Source organism: Streptomyces sp. NPDC053673 (assembly GCF_055585225.1).
Map to the genome: position 1 here is coordinate 61,166 of NZ_JBVJKN010000020.1, position 19,664 is coordinate 80,829.

Below are 19,664 nucleotides of genomic sequence, written 5' to 3' on the forward strand. Positions count from 1 at the left end.
GTGATCCAACTCCTTTGAAGGTCATTTCGTCAGGAGTTCTCAGGCGGAGGCGGAGGCCACGAAAAACGGAATGGCGACGAGGAAGCGGCCGGCCTCGGCGCGTCGGCGCTGTTCGGCGAGCCACTCGTCCGCCTGGTCGCGGCCGACGGCGCCGCTGGCGCAGGCCGGCTCGGCGAGCCTCGCGAGCAGTGACAGCGTCGCGGGGTCGGTGAACACGCTGGTGTGCACCTCGACCGTGACATCGTCGAAGCCGCCGGCCAGGAGCAAACTGCGGTACTGACGGCCGGCGCGGGGCGTGCCCAGGAGGTCGGCGCGGGCGTGCACGATCGTGCGGGTGAGCGCCGCGTCATCGGAGTCGATCATGATGGCGTCCCAGTCCTGACCGACCAGGACGATCCTGCCGCCCGGGCAGAGGACCCGTCGTGCCTCCGCCACCGCGCGCCCTGGCTCCTGAAGCACGTGGAAGACCTTGTCGGCACGGTAGCCGCGCACGCTTCCGTCGGCGAACGGCAGATCCTCCGCCCCCGCCTCCCGGAACTCGGCCTCCGGCCACCGCTCCCGGGCCGCCGCCAGCATCCACGGGCTGGGATCCACGCCCACCGCGTGGACGCCGCGTTCGGCCAGCTCGGCGACGACTCGTCCGGCGCCGCAGCCGACGTCCACGACGGTCGAGCCCGGGACGAGAGAAAGCAGTTCGTAGGAGCGGGCCCGCAGCCGAGTGGCGCTCGGCATCCGGTCCGCAGCGTCGAGGACGGCCAGCAAGTCTTCGGTGTCGCGGTGCTCTTCCACCGCTTCGTGATCCTTGGACATGGACCTCATGCTGCGACTTAATGTCGGCATGAAGTCAAGCGAAGACGGCGGCGCCGGCACGTTGAGCATCGGCGCCGTCGCGGCACGGTTCGGCCTGGCCACGCACGTGCTGCGACATTGGGAGGCGATGGGCCTGCTGCACCCAGGACGGGACGCCGGCGGGCGCCGGCGCTACGGTGCGGACGACCTCACCCGCGTGGCGACGATCCTCATCCTGAAGGAGGCCGGCCTTGGCCTGAACACCATCAGGACCCTGTCCGCAACCGTCGACCGCGCCACCCGGCACGAGATCCTGCGTCCTGCGGCCGAGGAGCTCCGGTCGAGAATCGCAGCGGCCCAGGCCTCATTGGATCTCATCGAGGGCGGTCTGAGCTGCGAGTACGAGGACGTCACCCAGTGTCCGAACTACCGGCGGCTCATCGCTGAGCGGGCAGGCTCCCGAAGTCCGGCCGGAGAGCCAGTGATCAAGGCCGTGGCACCAACCTCCCCGGACAGAACACCTAGGCGAGCCTCCGCCAGCTCCACGTCGTGGCGACTTCCAGGGGGTCGATGGGCGTGACCAGACGCGGGAGGGTGTTGAGCCCGTTCGGCGGGCCGGACTGCGGCTCGACGCAGACCGCATCCTCCGGCTCGTCGTAGACGACGACCCACTGGGCGCGGCTCTTCACGGTGAGTTCCAGGTGCTCCGGCCAGGTGAGGGTGACGTCGACGCCGTCCTCCATGCCGAAGCAGTCGTCCCAGGGCCCGGGAGTGGGACCGATCCGGTGCCCGGTGGGGAGGTGGTCCTCGCCGCGCTCCTCCTGCCAGTCGGGGATGAAGTCCAGCCGGACCGGCTTGCCGCCGGGGAAGGCGTTGCGCAGGAACCAGGGGTGCCAGCCGGCCTGGGCGGGGAACGACACGTCGTACGTCTCGATGCCGAGCTGGAGCGTGAGGGAGTCCTCGGTCAGCACGAACATCTGGGTGACGATTCCGGTGTACGGCCAGGGATCGCCGAGTACGTAGGTGAACACGGCCTCGGTCGGACCGGTGCGGGCGGTACGCCAGGAAGCGTCGCGGCCGGTGCCGTGGATGGCGTGCGGCGGCGAGTTGACGGGCAGCTCGTGGGTGACGCCGCCGGTGCTGAAGCGGCCGTTCGCGGTCCGTCCGCACCACGGCACCATCGGGAAGCAGCCGTAGTGCTCGCCCTGCCGCAGCAGCTCGGTCCCGCCGATACGGAGACTGCTGATGCGGCAGCCGTTCGCCGGGTTCACGGTCAACTCGACGTCTCCGGCGGTGAGCCGGACGCTCTCTTCGCTACTCACACCCGAACCCTACTGGCCCTGTGGACGCTACCTGCGGCGTCGCAGGGCACGTCCGACCACCACGGCGGAGGCGATCGCGAGCGCGGCGGCCGGCGCGACCCAGCGCAGCGTGCCGCCCGCTGCGGCGGCCTGCGGCGGCGGAACCGGCGCGTACCGCCCGCGCGGCGGCGCGTGGTCGACCTCTTCCGCGCTCCGCCCGATCATCGTCCGCCGCGCGTGTGCCGCCTCTGCCGGGGGCTCGTCGCCCGCACCGAACCCCTCATCGGCGAGCGGATCCAACGCCGACGACGGCACGTCCACATCGAACACGGACGCGGCGCTGTCGTCCTCGTCGCCCTCGTCGCCTGCGTCGCCGGACGTGCCGTCCACCGACGCCGCAGCCGCATCATCCGCCGTGTCGCCGGCCTGCGCCGACTCGTTCGTCGCGTCCATCGCCTCCGCCGCCTCCGCCGTCTCCGCGCCGGAGTCACCCACGGACGAGCCGGGCAGGTCGCCCTGCGCCTCCGTCGTAGCGTCGGCACCGGCCCCGTGCTCCGCCGTCCCTCCGGTGGGGCCGGGCTCCGCGTCCCGCGTCGAGGTGTCGCCCTCGGGCGTGCCCGAGACGTCGGGTGCCTCGTCGCCACCGCCCGCGTCCGGGACCGGTCCCGCGGACACGAGGGAGGAGGTGAAACGGTCGAGGAGACGTGTCGCCGCCTGCTGTGCCGTGGCGGGGGCGGCCTCCGCGAGGCGGCCGTCGGCGTGGGCCGTTCCGGTGAATGTGAGGGTCGTGCCTCCCTCGACCGGGGTGAGGCGGAGCGTCAGGGCGAGCTTGGCGGAGCCCGAACCGCGGGCCTCGGTTCCCTCGCCCTCGACCGCGAAGTCGCCGCCTTGCTCGGTGATCCGCAGGGCGCCGCGGTAGGTGATGGTGTGGCCGCCCACGCGGATCTTCAGCCGGCCGGCGAGCGGGCCCGCCGACGCGTCGGCGTCCTGTTGGAGCCCGGGCACGCAGCGCGCGACGCGCGCGGGGTCGGCCAGCGTCTGCCGGAGGGTCTCTGCCGGAACCGGAACGAACACCTCATGCTCCATGGGAACCGAGCCTACTCAGCCCGGGCCCGGACGGCGCCCTTCTGCGCGGAACCGGCACAGTTCACGGCGCTCACTCGGCGTACCGCGGGCGCAGCAGCGTCGACGGCGGCACACCCCGCGGCCGTTCGTGCTCCATGCCCACCACCCCGGGCCCCGGCGCCGGCGACGGGGTGCCACGCACCGCGAGGACCCCGAGGACGAACCCCCGGTCGGGCCGGCCCGGTGCGCGGTACGGGCGGGTCGCGAACCCGGCCGCGCGGATCGTGGACTCCACGGTCCAGTACGTACGCGACCGCTCCGCGGGCGGTCCGGCGTGCACCGCGAGCCGCCCGCCCTTCGCGAGGACACCCGCCGCGAGCCCGTAGAACTCCTGTGAGTACAGCTTGGTGCTGGCTGTTTCGCCCGGGTCGGGCAGGTCCGAGATCACCACGTCGTACGCGCTCTGCGCCGCCTCGGGTCCCCTCAGCCAGCGGAAGGCGTCCGCGTACACGACCTTGAGCCGTGGGTCCCGGTACACATGCCCGTTGAGCGCCGCCAGCGCCGGGTCCGTACGGGCCAGCCGCACCATGCCGGGGTCGAGCTCGACGACGGTCACCGACCGCACTCCGGGGTGCCGGAGCACTTCGCGCGCCGCCAGCCCGTCACCCCCGCCGAGGATCAGCACGCGTGCGTGCGGTCCCCGGCTCATCGCGGGGTTCACCAGCGCCCTGTGGTGCCGGCCTTCGCGGCCCCCGCTGACCTGCAGCCGGCCGTCCAGGAAGAGATCGACCGGACCGTGCTCCGCCCCGGTCAGCACGACTTCCTGCACCTCGGTCCGTACGGCGACCCGCACGGGCTCGCCGTACACCGCCCGGCGCGCGGCCGCCTCGAATTCGGCGACCAGCGCGGTCGCGGTGGCCAGGACGGCCAGCACCGTCAGATTCGCCGCGAGCAGCCACCAGCGCTCCCGCGCCGACAGATCCCGCCGGAACAGCCACAGCACGAGAGCCCCGCCCGCCACCGCGTTCACCGCGCCGGTGAGCAGTGCGCCCGTGAGCTGGCCGAGCCACGGCAGCAGCAGGAAGGGAAAGGCGAGCCCGCCGACGAGCGCGCCCACATAGTCCGCCGCGAACAGATCCGCGACCGTGCCCGCGGCATCCTCGTCGGCCCGGCCGCCGCGCCGGGAGGCCCGCTGGATCAGCGTCATCAGCAAGGGGATCTCCGCGCCGATCAGCACGCCGATGGCGAGCGAGAACCCCACCAGCGCGTACCGCGCCTCGCCGAGCCAGGCGAACGCCGCGTACAGCACGAGCGCCGAACAGCCGCCGATCAGCGCGAGCGCCGCCTCCACCAGACCGAAGCCGACGGCCGCGTGGCAGCGCATCCGCTTGGCGAGCAGGGAGCCGAGCCCCATCGCGAAGACCATGACGGAGAGCACCACGGAGGCCTGGGTGACCGAGTCACCGATCAAGTACGAGGCGAGGGCCACGAGTTCGAGCTCGTACACCAGTCCGCAGGCGGCGCAGACGAAGACCACAAGGAGGACGAGGAACCGGCCCGCCCCCGGACGGACGGGCAGCCGCACCCCGCCCTGGACCGGTTTTGTCATTGGCGGGTCGATCATGTCGTAACGCTACGTCACATATCCGTCGCATCATGTCACCCACACGGGTGCAACTGCCGCAAAATGCCGCAGAGATGCATGGACTCAGCGCGCAGCGGGCATTCGTGCGCCGACGCGTGTACGGGTCACGACGAGCTGACCCTCCTGCGGATACGCGTGCCAAGTCCGCCACCGCACCTGGCCTTCGAGCCGCTGTGCCACCATCGCCGTGAACGCGTGCGGCGAGCCGGGAAACGTACCGGCGAGCCCGTTCGGATGGTCCGCGACCAGCGCGAGGAGCTCTTGCGCGCGCCCCGCGAACGAGCCCTTCGACAGCATCTCGACGCGCGCCGCGAACTCGTAGTCCCACTCCCCGAGCCGCTTGGCGATCCCCAGCGGCAGCGGAGTGCTGCTGCCCGGCATGCAGGCGACGGTCTCGGAGCAGGTGCCGTGATCCTCCTCGAGCAGCACCTGATGGGAGGCGCCCAGAAGTCTCAACTGCAGCTTTGCACCCGCCAGTTCGAGGTCGAGCGCGGCAAGGGCGGGCAGCGGCTCCCGACCCAGCGCCCAGGCCAGATCGGCCGCGCGGGTATCGGTGTAGGAGGTCTTCAGGGTCGTGAGCATGGGTCGGCTCCGCAAAGCACGCGTAACGGGATTGACAGGGCGATCCGGGGCGCCCCGGAGGATGCACAGAGGAGATGGGGATCGCCTGCTCGGGTCCACTGGAGGCCCGAGGGCTGGATGTTCTCAACAGCGAGGGAATCATGAAGTGCGCGGCGCTCACAGCGCTTTTACCCAACTTGACGTGCTTTCCATCCCCTCGGGGGCCTGACGGTTCAACTGTTCAACAGAAACCCATCGAGACGGTGCACAACCGCGCCTGATACGTGCATCGCGCGTCAACAGAAAGGCGCCCGACGGGAGTTCGTCCCGTCGGGCGCCTTCGGTCGGGCGGACCGGCTGCCCCGTGTCAGCCGCCTCCGCCACTGCCTCAGCTGCCGCCGCCCCCGCCGCAGCCGCCCCCGCCGCCACAGCTGCTGCCGCCACCACACGACGACGAACCGCCGCAGCCACCCCCACCGTCGCCGCCACCCCCGGCCCACCAGCTGCTCCCGCTGCTCCCGCTGCCTCCGCTGCGCCGCCCCGACCTCTTCCGGCGGGCGCTCCTGACCGAGGCGGCGTTCGCCAGCACGACGATCGTGATCAGCACGAGCGCGATGAGAATGATTTCCATCGACCTCACCTTTCCTTCGTCCCCCGAAGCGAGGCTGCTTCTGGTGTGCCTGGGGGATGCCCTCGGCCATCCGGGCCCAAAGCAGACTTGAGCAAGTCCAGAGGTTGCGCGCAGGATGGCCGCCATGACCTCCAGCGCGCGCCCCCTCCTCAACCGACGCCTCGCCGAGTTCGGGACGACGATCTTCGCGGAGATGTCCGCGCTGGCCGTGCGGACGGGCTCGATCAACCTCGGGCAGGGCTTCCCGGACACCGACGGACCGCAGGAGGTGCGGGAGGCGGCGGTGCGCGCGCTGCGCGACGGCCGCGGCAACCAGTACCCGCCCGGCCCCGGCGTGCCCGAGCTGCGCACCGCGATCGCCGGTCACCAGCAGGAGCGGTACGGCCTCGGCCACGACCCCGACACCGAGGTGCTGGTCACGGCCGGCGCGACCGAGGCGATCGCGGCCGCGCTGCTCGCCTTCGTCGAGCCCGGCGACGAGGTGATCGCGCTGGAGCCGTACTACGACTCGTACGCCGCGTGCATCGCGATGGCGGGCGGGACACGCGTACCGGTGACGCTCCGCCCCCGGGACGGGGCGTACCACCTGGACCTGGACGAGCTGCGGGACGCCGTCACCGACCGCACGCGCCTCATCCTGCTCAACACCCCGCACAACCCGACCGGGACCGTCCTCACCCACGAGGAGCTGGCGGCCGTCGCGGCGCTCGCCGTCGAACGCGATCTGCTGGTCGTCACCGACGAGGTGTACGAGCACCTGGTCTTCGACGGCGCGCACACACCGATCGCGTCCTTCCCCGGGATGCGCGAGCGCACGGTCACCATCGGCTCGGCCGGCAAGACGTTCTCGTTCACCGGCTGGAAGGTCGGCTGGGTGACGGCGTCCGCTCCGCTGGTGGGCGCCGTGCGCTCGGCCAAGCAGTTCCTCACGTACGTTTCGTCGGGACCCTTCCAGTACGCGGTCGCCGAGGCGCTCGCGCTGCCGCAGACGTACTTCGACGGGCTCCGGGACGATCTGCGCGCCAAGCGGGATCTGCTGGCCTCGGGGCTCGCGGCGGCCGGATTCGAGGTCTACCGGCCGGCCGGGACGTACTTCGTCACCACCGACATCCGCCCGCTCGGCGAGGACGACGGCTTCGCGTTCTGCCGCGCCCTGCCGGAGCGCTGCGGGGTGGTCGCGATCCCGAACGCCGTCTTCTACGACCACCGCGAACAGGGCGCGCCCTTCGTGCGGTTCGCCTTCTGCAAGCGGGTGGAGGTGCTGGAGGAGGCGGTCTCCCGGCTGAAGGGTCTGACGGCGGGCTGAGGGCCCCGGGCCGGGACTGCGGGCCGGAACTGCGGGCGGGGACCGGGCGGGCCGGGGCTGCAGGCAAGGACGCCAGGCAGGGACTCCGGGCCGGGGCGCCTTGTGGATCGGCCCGGCGCGATCCGCACCGGCACCCGTAGCGGCCGACCAGGCCGCTGTCACGGCGACACGCGTGCACGCGGCGGCCCGCGGGCGCATTCCACCCGGGCGGCTGCCCAGCGCTCGCGCCGCGTACATGCGCCGACGATGGTCGGGTTGAACGATCACGCGCGCGCACGGAGGTGCCCCCTGTCCGCCGAGACCTGCGACAAGACAGCACCGCCCGTCGACGCCTCCCGGTCCGTTCCGCCGCTGCGTGCCGCCCTGCTCCGGGCCGCCCCCGCGCTCGGGCTGTTCGCGGCGGCCCGGCTCACCGGGATGGTGCTGCTGGCTCTGTGGGCCTGGCACATCGGCCAGTCCCCCCGGGCGCTGCTCGCCACCTCCTGGGACTCCGACTGGTACGCCCGTATCGCCGCGCACGGCTATGGGCGGACGCTGTACTGGCCGGACGGCGCCGTCCAGTCCGACCTGGCGTTCTTCCCGCTCTACCCCGGTCTCGTCCGGGCCGTGACGGCGCTCGTCCCGGTGGCGGGGGGCACGGCGGGTCTGGCGCTGTCGTGGATCGCCGCGGGGGCCGCGGCGTGGGGCATCTACGCGGTCGTCGAGCGGCTGCACGGCCGGACCGTCGCCACCCTCGTCGTGCTGCTGTGGGGGCTGCTGCCGCACTCGATCGTGCTGTCCATGGCGTACACCGAGCCACTGTTGACGGCGTTCGCCGCGTGGTCGCTGTACGCACTGCTGACGGGCCGCTGGATGTGGGCCGCCACGCTGGCGGCGCTCGCCGGACTGACCCGGCCCAACGGCATCGCGGTCGCGGCGGCGGTGTGCGTCATGGCGGGGCGCGAGCTGTGGCGGCGGCGCGGCACGGCCGCCGGCCGGGCCAGGATCTGGGCGGCTGCCGTGCTGGCGCCCGCCGGGTGGCTCGGCTATCTGCTGTGGGTGGGGGTGCGCAAGGGCGATCCGCTCGGCGGGTACTTCGCGGTGCAGAGCGGCTGGACGTCGCGGTTCGACCTGGGGCGCGGCTCGCTGGAGGTGGTGCGCAGCATCGTGACCGAGCCCGCCTACTTCGGCTTCCCGATGGCACTGGTGATCACCGGTGCGGGCGTGCTGCTCTTCGCCCTGTTCACGCTGGACCGGCCGCCGCCGGCGCTGTTCGTGTACACCGCGGTACTGGTGGTGATCACGGTCGGTGGATCCGGCTTCTTCGAGTCCAAGCCGCGTTTCCTGCTGCCGGCGTTCCCGCTGCTGCTGCCCCTGGCGTCCGCACTGACGAAAGCCCGGCCCAGGGCGGCGATCACGGTGATCGTCGCCCTGGCCGGGCTGTCGTTCAGCTACGGGGCGTACGTCCTGACGCTCGCCCCGATGGCGCTGTGAGTGCTGCTGAGGGCTTCGCGGCCCGCTCAGGCCTCGTCGGCGGGCTTCTCGTCCGCCGGCTTCTCTTCGGCGGTGGCCAGACCGAGCTGCTCCGCCAGCCACTTGTCGAACTCGATCGCCGCGCGCACCCAGCTGACCGTCGAGGACACGAAGTGCTCCAGGCTGACGCCGGTGCCGATCAGCATCTGGGCCTCGCCGATGAGACGGACCGAGGCGGGCTCGCCCTCCTCCTCGTGGGTGTGCGTGTAGACCTTCGGCCACAGCGTGCGGCGGTTCCAGTCGTCGATCGCGTCGAGGATCTTCGCCCGGTCCTCGAGCGCGTGGGGACGGTCGTAGAACGTCCGCACCGAGAAGACCTGCTGCTCCTCCTCGCCGCGGAACATGAAGTACGTACGGAACTCCTCCCACGGCGCCGCGAGGTCACCCTCGTCGTCGACGACGTACTTCAGTTCCATCTGGTCGAGAAGCTGCTTGACCAGGTCCTGGTCGGGGATGACCGGGCCCGCCGGTCCTGCGGCCTGAGGCTGGGGCTGGCCCCCGAAATTCGGAATCGAGGACGGGTCGATGCTCACCGGGTGTTTCCCTTCGTACGGATACGGCCATCCTCCCCCATCCCGGGCGGGGGGTGGCAACCCCCGCCGGGCCTTCGGCACGACGTGTCCGGATCTCTGCGCCGGGCCGGGGCGCGGGACGGAGCCCCGCGCCCCGGGGCGTCACTGTGCGGGGCCCACGATCAGGCCGTTCTCGAAGCGGTCCACACGGACCGTGTCGCCGTCCTCGATCTCGCCCGAGAGGATTTCCTTGGCGAGGCGGTCGCCGATCGCGGTCTGGACGAGGCGGCGCAGGGGCCGCGCGCCGTAGGCCGGGTCGTTGCCCTCCTCGGCCAGCCACTCCAGTGCCTCCGGGGTGACGTCCAGGGTCAGCCGGCGCTCGGCGAGCCGCTTCGCGAGGCGCCCGATCTGCAGCTCGGCGATGTGCACCAGCTCGTCCTTCGACAGGGCCGAGAAGACGACGATGTCGTCCAGCCGGTTGAGGAACTCGGGCTTGAACGAGACCCGCACGACCTCCAGGACCTGCTGCTTCTTCTCCTCCTCGCTCGTCAGCGGCTCGACCAGGAACTGGCTGCCGAGGTTGGAGGTCAGGATCAGGATGGTGTTGCGGAAGTCCACCGTCCGGCCCTGGCCGTCGGTCAGCCGGCCGTCGTCGAGGACCTGCAGCAGGATGTCGAAGGCCTCGGGGTGCGCCTTCTCCACCTCGTCGAGCAGCACCACGCTGTACGGCCGGCGCCGCACCGCCTCGGTGAGCTGGCCGCCCTCCTCGTAGCCGACGTAACCGGGAGGCGCGCCGACCAGGCGGGCGACGCTGTGCTTCTCGCCGTACTCGCTCATGTCGATGCGGACCATCGCCCGCTCGTCGTCGAAGAGGAAGTCCGCGAGGGCCTTCGCCAGTTCGGTCTTACCGACACCGGTCGGGCCGAGGAAGAGGAAGGAGCCCGTCGGGCGGTCGGTGTCGGCGATACCGGCCCGCGAGCGGCGCACCGCGTCCGACACGGCCCGTACGGCCTCGGTCTGGCCGATGAGCCGCTTGCCGAGCTCGGACTCCATGCGGAGCAGCTTCTGGGTCTCGCCCTCCAGCAGCCGGCCGGCGGGGATCCCGGTCCAGGAGGCGACCACGTCCGCGATGTCGTCCGGGCCGACCTCCTCCTTGACCATGGTGTCCTTCGCGGCCTCGTGCTGGGCCTCGGCCTCGCTGGCCGCCTCCAGCTCCCGCTCCAGCGTGGGGATCTCCCCGTACAGCAGCTTGGACGCGGTGTCGAAATCACCGTCGCGCTGGGCACGTTCGGCCTGGCCGCGCAGCTCGTCGAGCCTCTCCTTCAGCTCACCGACACGGTTGAGGGACTCCTTCTCCTTCTCCCAGCGTGCGGTGAGCCCGCGCAGCTCCTCCTCCTTGTCGGCGAGGTCGCGGCGCAGCTTCTCCAGGCGCTGCTTGCTCGCCTCGTCGGTCTCCTTGGAGAGCGCGAGCTCCTCCATCCTGAGGCGGTCGACGGAGCGCTGCAGCTCGTCGATCTCGACCGGCGAGGAGTCGATCTCCATACGGAGCCGGGACGCGGACTCGTCGACGAGGTCGATGGCCTTGTCGGGCAGGAAGCGGGAGGTGATGTACCGGTCGGACAGGGTCGCGGCGGCGACCAGGGCACTGTCCGCGATCTGCACCTTGTGGTGGGCCTCGTAACGGCCCTTGAGTCCGCGCAGGATCGCGATCGTGTCCTCGACCGTCGGTTCGGCGACCAGCACCTGCTGGAAGCGCCGCTCCAGCGCCGCGTCCTTCTCGATCCGCTCGCGGTACTCGTCGAGCGTCGTGGCGCCGACCATGCGCAGCTCACCGCGCGCGAGCATCGGCTTCAGCATGTTGCCCGCGTCCATCGCGGAGTCGCCGCCGGCGCCCGCGCCGACGACGGTGTGCAGCTCGTCGATGAACGTGATGATCTGGCCCTCGCTCTCCCTGATCTCGGAGAGGACGGTCTTCAGGCGCTCCTCGAACTCGCCCCGGTACTTCGCACCCGCAACCATCGCACCCAGGTCGAGGGAGACCAGTCGCTTGTTCCGCAGCGATTCGGGGACGTCGCCCTTCACGATCCGCTGGGCGAGGCCCTCGACGACGGCGGTCTTGCCGACGCCGGGCTCACCGATCAGCACGGGGTTGTTCTTGGTGCGGCGCGACAGGACCTGGACGACGCGGCGGATCTCGTGGTCACGGCCGATGACGGGGTCGAGCTTTCCGTCCCTGGCCGCGGCCGTGAGGTCGGTGCCGAACTTCTCCAGGGCCTTGTACTGCCCCTCGGGGTCGGGTGTGGTCACCCGGCGCCCTCCTCTTGCCTTCTCGAACGCTTCCTGAAGCTTCTCCGCGGTGGCGCCCTGCCGGGACAGCACCTCGCCCGCTCGCCCGCCCTTGGCGGCGACACCGATGAGCAGATGCTCGGTGGAGAGGTAGTCGTCGCCGAGCTCCTTGGCGCGCTGCGCGGCGTCGGCGATGACGGCGAGCAGCTCGCGGTTGGGCTGCGGCGGGGCGACGGTGGACCCGGTCACGCTGGGCTGGTCGGCGAGCACCCGCTCCGCCCCGGACCGTACCGCGGCCTGGTCCGCGTCGGTCGCGGCCAGCAGATCGGTGATGTTCTCGTTGTCCTGGCCCGCGAGCAGGGCCAGCAGCAGATGCGCGGGGGTCAGGTCGGGGTGCCCCTCGGACACGGCCCGGGTGGTGGCGGCGTTGAGCGCGTCCCGGCTCCTGTTGGTCAGCTCTGCGTCCACGTGCGGTCTCTCCTCCTCCGAATCGCCTTTGACTCACACAACCTACATAAAGTTGAGTCTATTCCACTCAAGGCGCTGTCCAGGGTAGTACGCCGAAGCCGCCCGCAGGTAGGTTCCGGGCATGGCCATCGACCCGCGACACCCCGACACGTCCTATCTCAGCTTCTGGCGCGAGTACCACATGTGCACGCTCACGACCCCGCGCCCCGACGGCAGCCCGCACGTCGTCGCGGTGGGTGTCACCTACGACCCGGAGGGCGGCGAGAAGGGCATCGCCCGCGTGATCACCAACAAGCACAGCCACAAGGTCGCGAACGTCCTGGCCGCGGGCCCGGAGGGGGCACGGGTCGCCGTCTGCCAGGTGGACAAGGGCCGCTGGGCGACCCTGGAGGGGCGCGCCACGGTCCGTACGGAGCCGGAGGTGGTCGCGGACGCCGTCGCCCGTTACGCGGATCGCTACGGACGCACCCCGGCCCCGAACCCGGACCGGGTGGTCATCGAGATCGCGCTCACCCGCGCGATGGGCCGGGCCTGACCCGGGGCCCCGGAGAAAGCGCAAAGCACAGCGGCGCCATCGTGTTTCAGGTCCACGATGGCGCCGCTGTGTGGGGGAAGCGCCTGAGCGATCTTGAACGACGGGGGAACCGCTCAGGCACTGCGGGGGGTGGCGGTGGTGGTCTCTGGCTCGACCAGCTGGTGGTCCCGCTGATCGAGATTGACGAAGATCATTCCGTACCTGATGGCGCAGCGAACGGGTCGTGGGGCCCCCCGGGGCCGGCGAAGGCACCGGTAGGCGCGGACGTCCTCGTCGTCCTCGCGGGCGACGACGATCGGCTCCCCGAAGAGAGTGACCATCAACGAATCACCACGGTGGGGGATGGCCGTGACGAGATCGATGAAGTGCCACCCGGATCGGTACGCGGTCGCCATCTCACGCCGGAAGACACGGTCGTCCGGGGGAACGCTCATGCGTCGGTACCAGCCGGAGCGATGTCCCATGAAGGCTCACCTGGAGCCGCGATCACCTTGAGCGCCGGTGCAGTGTCCCACGAGGGCTCCTCGCTGCCGCCCAGAGCACCGAGAGCACCGAGAGCAGCCGCAACGGCTATAGCGCTAAGTGCGCGAACCATCCTGGTCATGACCGATCTCCACCTCTTTTGGTCCTTACCTCCTCCCCCGCGCCTAAGACGATGGCTCACTCAGAACGCTTCCACCAGCGGAGGCAGGCATCATGTTCCTGTAATTCAGGACCCTGAGGGGGGTGCAAATGATGTCAAAGAGGGGCGATCACCGACATCAGCATGGTCCGGATGAGCTCTGCCCGGCCGGCAAGGACCTCTACGCGGCCGCTCTGCGCACGGGACGGACAACCCGGTCCGAGATCGGGGCCGCTCCCTGCCTCGTCGATCTCGCACTGTTGCACCCGGATCCGGACGATCCGGAGCTGTTGCGGCCGGTCGCTCCGTCCATCGCGCTCAATCAGCTGATACACCCAATAGAGCGGGAGATCCAGCAGCGGCGACAGCGCACTATTGCGCTGGCCGACACGTTTGAGCCATTCATGGCCATCACCGCCCAGGATCCGCCCTCGACCAGCGCGATCACCGTTCTCGAGGGCCTCGAACTCATCAACGCGACGCTCGACCGCGTGACGTCCGAGTGCACCGAGGAGATGCTCACGGTGCAGCCGGGCAGCGGTCGCCGACCGCACATCCTGCAGGAGGCCCTCCGCCGCGTCGAGCCCCTGCTCGACCGTGGCATCCGAATGCGCACCCTGTACCAGCACACGGCCCGCCACCACTCCTCGACGCTGGCCTATGTGGAACGGATCTCCCCGTTCGGCCTCGAGGTGCGCACCCTCGAGGAGATCATCGACCGGCTGATCATCGTTGACCGGAAAGTTGCCTTCGTACCCGCGCGCAGCGACCGCCGTGTCGCCCTCGAACTACGACACGAGGGCCTCGTCCAGTACCTCGTCGGCGTCTTCGACCAGTTCTGGCTGCACGGCATACCGTGGGAAGAGGAAGTCGTCGCGTACGCCCCCGTCCCGGACGGCATCAGCGGCGTCCAGCGCTCCATCGCCAAACTGCTCATCGAAGGCCATGTCGACGAGGCGATCGCGCGCCGCCTCGGCATGAACGTCCGCACCTGCCGCGCCCACATAGCCAAGCTCGCCTCCTCCCTCGGCAGTGGTTCGCGCGCGCAACTCGGCTATCTCATCGCCCAGTCCGGAATCCTGGAGCAGGACCAGTCCACCCCCTGCCCGGAAGAGGCCTGACGGAGAGGCCCGGCAGGACGAGGCCGTCTGCGCCACGGCCGCCGCCATCGGCGCGGCCACTGCCGGACTCGCCACAGCCCTGGCAGACCGTCCCCGGCGGCTATGTCACCGCCACCGAGCCCGGGGAGCCGGCGCCGGAGGAATGAGCCGGACGGCACACAGCACGACGGCCCTCCCCGCGATCGCGGGGAGGGCCGTCGTCCGACCGGACTGCTACTGGTCGCGCTTCGGCCGCCACACCACCAGTGCGCTCGTCTGCTGCACATCCTGGTACGGCACCAGATCGCGCCGGTACGACGCGTGCACCTGCGCCTCACGCTGCTGCATCGCCGCCGCCGCGCTCTCCACCGCCGCCGAGAGCTCCGCAACGCGCTGCTGGAGCGCCGCGACCTGGTTCTCCAGCTCGATGATGCGCTTGATACCTGCCAGGTTGATGCCCTCGTCCTGCGACAGCGCCTGCACCTGCCGGAGCAGTTCGATGTCGCGGGCCGAGTAGCGCCGGCCGCGCCCGGCGGTGCGGTCCGGGGAGACAAGACCGAGGCGGTCGTACTGCCGCAGGGTCTGCGGGTGCAGACCGGACAGCTGAGCCGCGACCGAGATGACGTACACCGGCGTCTCGTCGGTCAGTTCATAGGCCCTGCTACCGAATCCGGGCTGTCGACGTCGACCGTCCATCGCGTCATGCTCCCTTCGCAGCCTGGAACAGTTCTGCCCGCGGATCCTCGCCCTCAGTCACCTTGCGGTAGGCCTCCAGCGCCTCACGGGCCTCGTCCCCGAGGTCCTTCGGCACCGCCACCTCCACGGTGATGAGCAGATCGCCGCGGGTGCCGTCCTTGCGGACCGCACCCTTGCCACGGGCCCGCATCGTACGGCCGTTCGGCGTACCGGCGGGCAGTTTCAGCGTGACCGGGGGGCCACCGAGCGTCGGGACCTTCACCTCGCCGCCGAGCGCCGCCTCCGCGAAGGAGACCGGCACGGTCACGGTGAGGTTGTCGTCCCTGCGGCCGAAGACCGGGTGGGAGTCGACATGGACCACGACGTAGAGATCGCCGGCCGGTCCGCCGCGCTCGCCCGGGGCGCCCTTGCCGCGCAGCCGGATCCGCTGGCCGTCACTCACCCCCGCGGGGATGCGGACCTGCATGGTCCGGGACGACTTGGCGCGGCCACTGCCGTGGCAGACCTCGCAGGGGTCCTGGGCGATGAGCCCGCGGCCCTTGCAGTCCACGCACGGGTCGGTCAGCGAGAACGAGCCGCTGCCGCCGCGCGAGACCTGGCCGGTGCCGACGCAGGTCGGGCACACGCGCGGTGTGCCGTTCTTGTCGCCGGTGCCCGAACAGGCCTTGCAGGGCTGCTGGCTGGACATCCGGAGCGGGACCGTGGCCCCGTCGACGGCCTCGGTGAAGCTGAGCGTCACCTCGGACTCGATGTCCTGGCCACGGCGCGGCTGCGTACGCGTCCCGGTACCGGCACCACGGTTGAACAGCCCGCCGAAGACATCCCCGAGTCCGCCGCCGAAGCCGCCGGCACCGCCCCCTCCGCCCTGGGTGCCCCCGAAGAGGTCACCCAGGTCGAAGTTGAAGCTGCCGCCGGCGCCGGGCCCGGCCCGGAAGCCACCGTTGCCGAAGAGGGAACGCGCCTCGTCGTACTCCTTGCGCCGCTTGGGGTCGCCGAGCACGTCGTTGGCCTCGGAGATCTCCTTGAAGCGCTCCTCGGCCTTGGCGTCGCCCTTGTTGGCGTCCGGGTGGTTCTCGCGGGCGAGCTTCCGGTACGCCTTCTTGATCTCCGCGTCGGTGGCGTCCTTGGGGACGCCGAGGACCTTGTAGTAGTCCTTCTCGACGAAGTCCTTCGTGCTCATCGACGTCCCTCCTTCCGGTACGTCACTGCGTCAGCCCTCGTCCGGGCCACCGCTCTCCTCGTCCGGCGCCTGCTCCGCCTGGTCCTTCGGCTGGGCCCCGGGCTGGGGCTCGGCCACCGCGACACGGGCGGGGCGGATGGTCCGCTCGCCGATCCGGTACCCCGGCTGCAGGATCGCGACGCAGGTCGTCTCGGTGACGTCCGGCGCGTACGAGTGCATCAGGGCTTCGTGGATCGTCGGGTCGAAGGGCTCGCCCTCCTTGCCGAACTGCTGCAGGCCCATCTTGGCGGCGACCGTCTCCAGCGATTCGGCCACCGACTTGAAGCCGCCCACCAGTTCGCCGTGCTCCCGGGCGCGGCCGATGTCGTCGAGGACGGGCAGGAGCTCGGTCAGGAGCTGCGCGACGGCGATCTCCTTGACCGTGATCCGGTCCCGCTCCACGCGGCGACGGTAGTTCTGGTACTCGGCCTGGAGCCGCTGGAGGTCCATCGTGCGCTCGTTGAGCGCGGTACGGACCTGGTCCAGCTGGGCCGTCAGGCCTGCCTGAGCTGCGGTCTGTGCTGCGTCCCCGGCCGGGGCCGCCCCCTCCTCGACGGAGGGGGAGGCGGCCTGCGCCGCTTCGTCGGGAGTGGCGCCGGAGGGGACGTCGGGCTTCTCCTCGAAGCCCGGGGTCTCCTCCGTCATCAGGCAGCGCCGCCCTTCGGCTTCTCGTCGTCGACGATCTCGGCGTCGACGACATCGTCCTCGGCCTGCGCACCGGCACCGGCGCCCGGTGCGTCGGCACCGCCCGCGGCCTGCTGGGCCTGCGCGTCGGCGTACATGGCCTGGCCGAGCTTCTGGGAGACGGCCGCGACCTTCTCGGTGGCGGTACGGATCTCCGCGGTGTCCTCGCCCTTCAGCTTCTCCTTGAGCTCGGTCACCGCCGTCTCGACCTCGGTCTTGACATCGCCCGGGACCTTGTCCTCGTTGTCCTTGAGGAACTTCTCGGTCTGGTAGACGAGCTGCTCGGCCTGGTTGCGGGTCTCGGCGGCCTCGCGGCGGCGGTGGTCCTCCTCCGCGTACTGCTCGGCCTCCTGGCGCATCCGGTCGACCTCGTCCTTGGCGAGCGAAGAGCCGCCGGTGACGGTCATCTTCTGCTCCTTGCCCGTGCCCAGGTCCTTCGCGGTCACGTGCATGATGCCGTTGGCGTCGATGTCGAAGGAGACCTCGATCTGCGGGACGCCGCGCGGGGCCGGCGGAAGGCCGGTCAGCTCGAACATGCCGAGCTTCTTGTTGTACGCCGCGATCTCGCGCTCGCCCTGGTAGACCTGGATCTGCACGGACGGCTGGTTGTCCTCGGCCGTCGTGAAGATCTCGGACCGCTTGGTCGGGATCGTGGTGTTGCGCTCGATGAGCTTGGTCATGATGCCGCCCTTGGTCTCGATACCGAGGGACAGCGGGGTCACGTCGAGGAGCAGGACGTCCTTGACCTCACCCTTGAGGACACCGGCCTGGAGGGTGGCGCCGATGGCGACGACCTCGTCCGGGTTCACACCCTTGTTGGCCTCCTTGCCGCCGGTCAGCTCCTTGACGAGCTCGGCGACGGCCGGCATACGGGTCGAACCACCGACGAGAACGACGTGGTCGATCTCGGAGAGCTGGATGCCCGCGTCCTTGATGACGTTGTGGAACGGCGTCTTGCAGCGCTCCAGCAGGTCGGCGGTCAGCTGCTGGAACTGGGCGCGCGTGAGCTTCTCGTCCAGGTGCAGCGGGCCCTCGGCGGACGCCGTGATGTAGGGAAGGTTGATCGTCGTCTCGGTCGAGGACGACAGCTCGATCTTCGCCTTCTCCGCGGCCTCGCGGAGACGCTGGAGAGCCATCTTGTCCTTGGACAGGTCGACGCCGTGACCGTTGGCGAACTGCTTCACCAGGTAGTCGACGACGCGCTGGTCCCAGTCGTCACCACCGAGGTGGTTGTCACCGTTGGTGGCCTTCACCTCGACGACACCGTCGCCGATCTCCAGCAGCGAGACGTCGAAGGTACCGCCACCGAGGTCGAAGACGAGGATGGTCTGGTCGTCCTTGTCGAGGCCGTAGGCCAGGGCGGCGGCCGTCGGCTCGTTGACGATGCGCAGGACGTTGAGGCCCGCGATCTCGCCGGCCTCCTTGGTGGCCTGACGCTCGGAGTCGTTGAAGTACGCCGGGACGGTGATGACCGCGTCCGTGACCTTCTCACCCAGGTACGACTCGGCGTCCCGCTTCAGCTTCTGCAGGATGAACGCGGAGATCTGCTGCGGGTTGAAGTTCTTCCCGTCCAGCTCGATCTTCCAGTCCGTACCCATGTGGCGCTTCACGGACCGGATGGTCCGGTCCACGTTGGTGACCGCCTGACGCTTCGCGACCTCTCCGACGAGCACCTCACCGTTCTTGGCGAAGGCGACGACGGACGGCGTGGTCCTGGCGCCCTCGGCGTTGGTGATGACGGTGGGCTCACCGCCCTCCAGAACGCTGACGACGGAGTTAGTCGTGCCCAGGTCGATGCCGACCGCACGTGCCATTTCGATTCCTCCAGTGGGCTGGACTTGAGAACTGCACTTCCCGGGGACCGTGACATCGGCGACTTCGCCGCCGGCACCCGGACCCCAGCCGGCAAAGACATTGCGGCTGAGGCACCCACCCGGCCTTCCGGGGATAAACCTGAGCGGGACACGCTCAAGGATGCATCACAGACCTCATCGAGTCAACAGACCTGAGTCAAGGCGACTCAACTATGGTGCGCCGCCTCTGAGGCACCTGCCCGGCGCGGCCTGCGCTCTCCCCCGCCCCCACCGTGCCATCGTTCTACAAAGCACGCGAAAAGTTCACAGACGCGGCAGATATCGACAGAGAACGACAGAACGGTCAGGTGAGAGCCGTGCACGCCGTGCAGCCCAAGCGCCTTCTCGATCTGACCCTCGGCACCGCCCTGCTGATGCTCGCCGCACCCCTGCTGGCCGCGGCGGCCTGCTCGACGGCCCTGAAGCGCCGGCCCGGCGGCGTGTTCGTACGGGAACTCAAGACCGGACAGCACGGCTACCCGTTCACGGTCCGCTCACTGCGCACCCGCCGCCTCCGGCTGGATCTGCTGTCCCGGCTGCCCCATGTCGTACGGGGCGAGATGTCCCTGGTCGGCCCGGCGGCGCTGGCGCCCGACGACCCTCGCGCGGCACGGCCCTGGCGGCAGACCGTCAAGCCCGGCCTCACCGGCCCCGCACAGCTCCGCCGCCATTCCACGCTCCCGTGGGACGAGTCCGAACTGCTCGATCAGCACTATGTGGAGCACTATTGGATCGGGCTGGATCTGGCCGTTCTCCTGCGTACCATTCCAGCCCTGCGACCGGCTCGCAGTCAGGGTGACCTGAGCGACGCAGATCACCGCTCGCCTGGCTACAGTGCGGCGGAATAAGTGGGTAGTCTCAGCACGGACTGAATAAGTT

19 protein-coding genes are annotated in these 19,664 nt (G+C 70.5%); 6 read left to right on the plus strand and 13 right to left on the minus strand.

From position 1 onward, the window contains the following. Window positions 1-39: 39 nt before the first annotated feature. Complete coding sequence (locus ACZ6ZQ_RS25690; protein WP_469770862.1) at window positions 40-810, minus strand: methyltransferase domain-containing protein; 771 nt, start codon at window positions 808-810, stop codon at window positions 40-42. Here ACZ6ZQ_RS25690 and ACZ6ZQ_RS25695 point away from each other — a divergent pair. After that, window positions 809-1,369 (plus strand): MerR family transcriptional regulator, encoded by a 561-nt coding sequence (locus ACZ6ZQ_RS25695; protein ID WP_469770863.1) that lies wholly within the window; start codon window positions 809-811, stop codon window positions 1,367-1,369. The two genes, ACZ6ZQ_RS25690 and ACZ6ZQ_RS25695, sit on opposite strands and share 2 nt — an antisense overlap. Here the strand turns inward: ACZ6ZQ_RS25695 and ACZ6ZQ_RS25700 are convergent. The 5 genes from ACZ6ZQ_RS25700 to ACZ6ZQ_RS25720 all read right to left on the minus strand — a co-directional run bounded on the left by ACZ6ZQ_RS25700 (window position 1,311) and on the right by ACZ6ZQ_RS25720 (window position 5,992). Then, a complete protein-coding gene (locus tag ACZ6ZQ_RS25700) occupies window positions 1,311-2,111 on the minus strand; it encodes an aldose epimerase family protein (RefSeq protein ID WP_469770864.1) in 801 nt (266 codons plus the stop codon). The two genes, ACZ6ZQ_RS25695 and ACZ6ZQ_RS25700, sit on opposite strands and share 59 nt — an antisense overlap. A 27-nt stretch (window positions 2,112-2,138) precedes the next feature. Continuing rightward, window positions 2,139-3,176, minus strand: a complete 1,038-nt coding sequence (locus ACZ6ZQ_RS25705; protein ID WP_469770865.1) for an SRPBCC family protein — start codon at window positions 3,174-3,176, stop codon at window positions 2,139-2,141. A 70-nt stretch (window positions 3,177-3,246) separates the two neighbouring features. Then, a complete protein-coding gene (locus ACZ6ZQ_RS25710) occupies window positions 3,247-4,779 on the minus strand; it encodes a polyamine aminopropyltransferase (protein WP_469770866.1) in 1,533 nt (510 codons plus the stop codon). 84 nt (window positions 4,780-4,863) lie between these two features. Next, on the minus strand, window positions 4,864-5,382 hold the full coding sequence (locus ACZ6ZQ_RS25715) for a DUF2617 family protein (RefSeq protein WP_469770867.1): 519 nt from the start codon (window positions 5,380-5,382) through the stop codon (window positions 4,864-4,866). Between the two features lie 367 nt (window positions 5,383-5,749). Further along, window positions 5,750-5,992 (minus strand): hypothetical protein, encoded by a 243-nt coding sequence (locus tag ACZ6ZQ_RS25720; protein WP_469770868.1) that lies wholly within the window; start codon window positions 5,990-5,992, stop codon window positions 5,750-5,752. 115 nt (window positions 5,993-6,107) lie between these two features. Here ACZ6ZQ_RS25720 and ACZ6ZQ_RS25725 point away from each other — a divergent pair, with 115 nt between their 5' ends. Together ACZ6ZQ_RS25725 and ACZ6ZQ_RS25730 are read left to right on the plus strand one after the other, a co-directional pair. After that, the gene (locus tag ACZ6ZQ_RS25725) at window positions 6,108-7,298 is read left to right on the plus strand and encodes a pyridoxal phosphate-dependent aminotransferase (protein WP_469770869.1); all 1,191 of its coding nucleotides are present in this window, start codon (window positions 6,108-6,110) and stop codon (window positions 7,296-7,298) included. Between the two features lie 255 nt (window positions 7,299-7,553). Next, window positions 7,554-8,771, plus strand: a complete 1,218-nt coding sequence (locus ACZ6ZQ_RS25730; protein WP_469770870.1) for a mannosyltransferase family protein — start codon at window positions 7,554-7,556, stop codon at window positions 8,769-8,771. 26 nt (window positions 8,772-8,797) lie between these two features. Here ACZ6ZQ_RS25730 and ACZ6ZQ_RS25735 read toward each other — a convergent pair whose 3' ends face one another. Together ACZ6ZQ_RS25735 and clpB are read right to left on the minus strand one after the other, a co-directional pair. Continuing rightward, window positions 8,798-9,343, minus strand: coding sequence for a type III secretion system chaperone family protein (locus ACZ6ZQ_RS25735; RefSeq protein WP_469770871.1), 546 nt, complete (start codon window positions 9,341-9,343; stop codon window positions 8,798-8,800). A gap of 141 nt (window positions 9,344-9,484) precedes the next feature. Further along, window positions 9,485-12,076, minus strand: coding sequence for an ATP-dependent chaperone ClpB (gene clpB, locus ACZ6ZQ_RS25740; RefSeq protein WP_469770872.1), 2,592 nt, complete (start codon window positions 12,074-12,076; stop codon window positions 9,485-9,487). 121 nt (window positions 12,077-12,197) lie between these two features. Here clpB and ACZ6ZQ_RS25745 point away from each other — a divergent pair, with 121 nt between their 5' ends. Beyond that, on the plus strand, window positions 12,198-12,611 hold the full coding sequence (locus tag ACZ6ZQ_RS25745; protein ID WP_469770873.1) for a pyridoxamine 5'-phosphate oxidase family protein: 414 nt from the start codon (window positions 12,198-12,200) through the stop codon (window positions 12,609-12,611). 113 nt (window positions 12,612-12,724) lie between these two features. Here the strand turns inward: ACZ6ZQ_RS25745 and ACZ6ZQ_RS25750 are convergent, their stop codons facing one another. Beyond that, window positions 12,725-13,045 carry a (2Fe-2S)-binding protein gene (locus ACZ6ZQ_RS25750; RefSeq protein WP_453668623.1) on the minus strand — a complete coding sequence of 107 codons (321 nt, stop codon included), beginning with the start codon at window positions 13,043-13,045 and terminating at the stop codon, window positions 12,725-12,727. Window positions 13,046-13,343: 298 nt separating this feature from the next. Between ACZ6ZQ_RS25750 and ACZ6ZQ_RS25755 the strand changes: the two genes are divergently transcribed. Beyond that, window positions 13,344-14,354 (plus strand): helix-turn-helix transcriptional regulator, encoded by a 1,011-nt coding sequence (locus tag ACZ6ZQ_RS25755; protein WP_469770874.1) that lies wholly within the window; start codon window positions 13,344-13,346, stop codon window positions 14,352-14,354. A gap of 213 nt (window positions 14,355-14,567) precedes the next feature. Here ACZ6ZQ_RS25755 and ACZ6ZQ_RS25760 read toward each other — a convergent pair whose 3' ends face one another. Genes ACZ6ZQ_RS25760 through dnaK form a run of 4 tightly spaced genes read right to left on the minus strand, consistent with a single transcriptional unit; the run spans window position 14,568 to window position 18,746 of the window. Further along, entirely contained in the window at window positions 14,568-15,029 is a 462-nt protein-coding gene (locus ACZ6ZQ_RS25760; protein WP_453667316.1) for a heat shock protein transcriptional repressor HspR, read from the minus strand. Between the two features lie 4 nt (window positions 15,030-15,033). Beyond that, complete coding sequence (gene dnaJ, locus ACZ6ZQ_RS25765) at window positions 15,034-16,209, minus strand: molecular chaperone DnaJ (RefSeq protein ID WP_469770875.1); 1,176 nt, start codon at window positions 16,207-16,209, stop codon at window positions 15,034-15,036. Between the two features lie 30 nt (window positions 16,210-16,239). Beyond that, window positions 16,240-16,893, minus strand: coding sequence for a nucleotide exchange factor GrpE (gene grpE / locus ACZ6ZQ_RS25770; RefSeq protein ID WP_469770876.1), 654 nt, complete (start codon window positions 16,891-16,893; stop codon window positions 16,240-16,242). Beyond that, window positions 16,893-18,746, minus strand: a complete 1,854-nt coding sequence (gene dnaK, locus ACZ6ZQ_RS25775) for a molecular chaperone DnaK (RefSeq protein ID WP_469770877.1) — start codon at window positions 18,744-18,746, stop codon at window positions 16,893-16,895. The genes grpE and dnaK overlap by 1 nt, the downstream gene beginning before the upstream one ends. A gap of 356 nt (window positions 18,747-19,102) precedes the next feature. Between dnaK and ACZ6ZQ_RS25780 the strand changes: the two genes are divergently transcribed. Further along, on the plus strand, window positions 19,103-19,633 hold the full coding sequence (locus tag ACZ6ZQ_RS25780) for a sugar transferase (protein ID WP_469770878.1): 531 nt from the start codon (window positions 19,103-19,105) through the stop codon (window positions 19,631-19,633). Window positions 19,634-19,664: the final 31 nt, after the last annotated feature.